General features: G+C 63.0%; 6 protein-coding genes. 3 read left to right on the top strand and 3 right to left on the bottom strand.

Translation table 11 applies throughout. The annotated features are described in order from the left end of the window. The first annotated feature begins 18 nt into the window (after positions 1-18). Positions 19-411, top strand: a complete 393-nt coding sequence (locus QZ653_RS13240) for a thiol-disulfide oxidoreductase DCC family protein (RefSeq protein ID WP_296420676.1) — start codon at positions 19-21, stop codon at positions 409-411. On the opposite strand, the gene QZ653_RS13235 is transcribed toward QZ653_RS13240, so the two are convergent. Both QZ653_RS13235 and QZ653_RS13230 read right to left on the bottom strand, forming a co-directional pair. Further along, positions 390-743: a YigZ family protein gene (locus tag QZ653_RS13235; protein ID WP_296420675.1), complete on the bottom strand. Its 354-nt coding sequence runs from the start codon at positions 741-743 to the stop codon at positions 390-392. The two genes, QZ653_RS13240 and QZ653_RS13235, sit on opposite strands and share 22 nt — an antisense overlap. An 86-nt stretch (positions 744-829) precedes the next feature. Then, complete coding sequence (locus tag QZ653_RS13230) at positions 830-1,363, bottom strand: tetratricopeptide repeat protein (protein ID WP_296420672.1); 534 nt, start codon at positions 1,361-1,363, stop codon at positions 830-832. A 157-nt stretch (positions 1,364-1,520) separates the two neighbouring features. Here QZ653_RS13230 and trhA point away from each other — a divergent pair, with 157 nt between their 5' ends. Next, positions 1,521-2,174 carry a PAQR family membrane homeostasis protein TrhA gene (gene trhA, locus QZ653_RS13225; protein ID WP_296420670.1) on the top strand — a complete coding sequence of 218 codons (654 nt, stop codon included), beginning with the start codon at positions 1,521-1,523 and terminating at the stop codon, positions 2,172-2,174. A gap of 170 nt (positions 2,175-2,344) precedes the next feature. Further along, positions 2,345-2,626 carry a CBU_0592 family membrane protein gene (locus QZ653_RS13220; RefSeq protein ID WP_296420669.1) on the top strand — a complete coding sequence of 94 codons (282 nt, stop codon included), beginning with the start codon at positions 2,345-2,347 and terminating at the stop codon, positions 2,624-2,626. Here QZ653_RS13220 and QZ653_RS13215 read toward each other — a convergent pair. Beyond that, positions 2,623-3,231 (bottom strand): M48 family metalloprotease (locus QZ653_RS13215; RefSeq protein WP_296420667.1); only part of this gene is annotated, 609 nt, incomplete at its 5' end. The two genes, QZ653_RS13220 and QZ653_RS13215, sit on opposite strands and share 4 nt — an antisense overlap.

Here is a 3,231-nt window from a genome sequence, read left to right as displayed (position 1 = left end):
GCCGCCTATCTACACCTCATGACTGATAGCACCGATACCCGCGTCCTGTTCAACGGCGAATGTCCCGTCTGCAATTTCGAGATCCGCCATTACGAGGCGTATTCGAACCAAAGCGGGCTGCCCATCCGGTTTGACGACCTCAATTCCGACGCTTTGGCCCAGTGGGACCTGACCGAGGATCAGGCCGCGCGGCGGTTGTATGTGGCCCATGACGGTGAATTGCTGTCCGGTATGCCCGCGTTTCGCGTGCTTTGGGCGCAGATGCCAAGGTATCATTGGTTGGCGCGGGTCACGGGCTGGCCGGTTGTGCGGCCGGTGACGGTCTTTACCTACGACAAAATCCTCGCGCCGCTGATCTACCGCTGGCACCGGCGGCGGCAGGCGAAGGCTCAGGCGCGCGCGTCCAGATAGACCCGCACGGCGTCTTGCACGCGGCGAAACCGGTCCCCGCCCAGATGCGTGCCGCCGAACCAGCGGGTGACGACAACGATTTCGCCCACGACCCCCTCACGTTCCAGCATCCGCAGGATCACCATACCGGCCCCTGCCTCCCCGTCGTCGTTTTTCAGGGGCGTGCCGTCGGGCAGGATCACGGCATAGGTGTTGTGGGTCGCCTTGGCGAATTTCTTTTTCCGGCACAGCTGTTTGACAAACGCCTTGGCGGCCTCCGCACTGCCGCAAGGCCCGCCGGAGACTGCATATTTCGACCCACGGTCGGTGAAAATTCCATCAAGGATCAGCATGGCCGCACCCTGCCGTGACCCCGCAACGGAGGCAACAGACGAAAAAGGCCCCGCCAAGGCGAGGCCCTTAAACCATGTCACCCGACTTAGTAGGACGGACCAGCACCGGTGTCGATCGCCATACGCAACGCCACTTCCGCCCATGTCTGACGCCCGTCACGGGCGCGGATTTCGGACAGTTGCGCCTGCGCGCCGACCAGATCGCCCATCGCCACCATGCCCTGGCCCATATAGGACCGCGCCAGAATGTTGTCGGGGTCAATCGTCAAGGCGGCCTGATAGAAGGACATCGCCCCCTCCACATCGCCCGTCTTGCGCGCGGTGAAGCCGTAATAGGTCTGCACCATGCTATCTGCCGGGTCCAACTGGTCCAGCACCCTGCGTGCATCGGCGTAGCGGCCTGCATAGGCCAGTTCACGCACCGCATCCATCATGGCGCTGTCGTCGTTTGTGGATTGTTCGGGCGTCATGCAGGTCTGGGTCGCAAGATCGAAAACCAATCCTTCGGCACAGTCCTCTGTCGTCTCGGTGGGTTCAGGCGGGTTGGAACTGCCGGAACCGGCGGCGAAGGCCAGCATGGGGGTCGCGGCCAGCAGGGTCGCGGCAAGTGTCAGACGCATGGGGGAGGTCTCCTGTTGATGTCTCGTGTGGCAGACACGTAGCGCGGACCGCGCGGGTTTCAAAAACCCCGCGGGTGACACAGGCGTGAGGACGCCCCGTGCCCCCGTGACGCAACGGCACAAGGGTTCTGTAACGATTAGCGCTTAGGTTGGGGGCATGACACACACAGACCCCTACCCCCTGTTCACCCGTGGTGAACGCATCGCCGACGGGGCAATGCACATCGCCGGTGTGGGCTTTGCCGTTGTCGGCACCGTACTGTTGGTCCTGTGGTCCGTGGCCACGATGGACGCAGGCACGATTGCCGGTGCCTCGATCTACGGGGCGGCGCTGATTGCGTCCTTTGTCGCCTCGGCCTGTTATCATTTCACACCATGGGAACGGCTGCGTCCCGCGCTGCGGCGGATTGATCACGCGGCCATCTACCTGAAAATCGCGGGCACCTATACACCGCTGGTGATCCTGATCGGATCGGCCTTTGCCTATGGCGTGCTGGCGCTGGTCTGGGGACTGGCGGCGGTGGGTGCGGTCACAAAACTGTTCTTTTGGGGCAAACCGGGCCACTGGGGCACGGCGCTTTACGTAGGGATGGGCTGGCTCAGCGTGGCCCTGCTCACATCACTGTTCCCGATCCTGCCCGCATGGGGACTGGGCCTGTTGATCGCCGGTGGGCTGATCTATTCGGTGGGCGCCGTTATTTTCAGCATTGACGGCTTGCGGTTCCAGAACGCGATCTGGCACGGGTTTGTCCTTTGCGCTTCTGTGTGCTTTTTCGTCGCCATCGCCATGGGCGTCACGCCCGTGGCCTGACCCCGCACGGGCAAAGGTCAGGGTTTCCCGACCGTATGGAAAAGCTGACCTGACGTCAGGCCCGACCCGATCTATCCTTGTTCCGACGGCGCGATTTTGCGCGCCCCCGCCGCCCCGCCGGTCAGTATTCACGACCGGCACAAAGGGCCCTTTTTGGAACTGGAATTGATATGGACTGGTCTTTGACACCTACGTCCGGCGTGGTATTCGACGTGATCGGCGTTCTGGGCTTTGCCCTTTACGTCGTCAATTACGCGCTGCTGACCTTCAACAAAATCACGTCGCAATCACATCTTTATTTCTGGCTGAACCTTGCGGCAGCCAGCCTTGTTCTGGTCAGCCTGACACAGGCGTTCAACCTTGCCTCTGTCCTGATCCAGCTGTTCTGGATCGCCCTGTCACTGGCGGCCATCGTGGTGCGACTGCGTCCGGTGGACCACCCCGCAGCCTAAAGCTGCGACGCGGTGTCCAGAACGACCTGCACCCGCTGGGCATTGGGCGGATGGGTGCCCAGGAACTGGTCGCCCGGATCGGGAATGCGGAAAAAGAACTCCGCCCCGCGCACCGGATCGAACCCGGCCCGCGCGGCGATGATGGTGCCCAGACGGTCCGCCTCGAGTTCGAAATCGCGCGAATAGGTGCGTGCCCCCACGACCGCGCCCAGTTCCTGCGCCGAGCGGATCGCATCGCCTGCGACGCCGAATTCACCCGCCAGCTGGCCGAAGACCACGGCCCCGATATTGGCGTTGCGCCGCTGCTGCGACAGATGATCCTCGATATGGTGGGCCGCCTCATGCGCCAGAATAAAGGCGATTTCATCGCGGTTGCGGGCCTCCGCGATCAGCGGCAGGGTAAAGGCGATGATCGGGCGGCCCTGTTCGTCCACCGTTTGAAAGGCGTTCGCAGGCACACCGGGGCGGTCATCCACCACGATCAGGAAATCGCAATTCAGGCGCGGGGCGCGGCGGCGGCATTCGCGTTCGGCCACCGGTTCGACCTGATTGACAACCTGCACAAAGGCGCGCGCGGCCTCACGCGGGGTGGCGACACGGTCAAC

The sequence above is a fragment of the Pseudooctadecabacter sp. genome, assembly GCF_020627745.1.
Lineage (GTDB): Bacteria > Pseudomonadota > Alphaproteobacteria > Rhodobacterales > Rhodobacteraceae > Octadecabacter.
Note: the sequence above shows the minus strand (reverse complement) of the source record. Positions and strands in the feature narration are given on the sequence as shown.

Coding starts and splice junctions, on each gene's coding strand:
- QZ653_RS13230 (WP_296420672.1), bottom strand. CDS start 1,363: ATGCGTCTGACACTTGCCGCGACCCTGCTGGCCGCGACCCCCATGCTG.
- QZ653_RS13240 (WP_296420676.1), top strand. CDS start 19: ATGACTGATAGCACCGATACCCGCGTCCTGTTCAACGGCGAATGTCCC.
- trhA (WP_296420670.1), top strand. CDS start 1,521: ATGACACACACAGACCCCTACCCCCTGTTCACCCGTGGTGAACGCATC.
- QZ653_RS13235 (WP_296420675.1), bottom strand. CDS start 743: ATGCTGATCCTTGATGGAATTTTCACCGACCGTGGGTCGAAATATGCA.
- QZ653_RS13220 (WP_296420669.1), top strand. CDS start 2,345: ATGGACTGGTCTTTGACACCTACGTCCGGCGTGGTATTCGACGTGATC.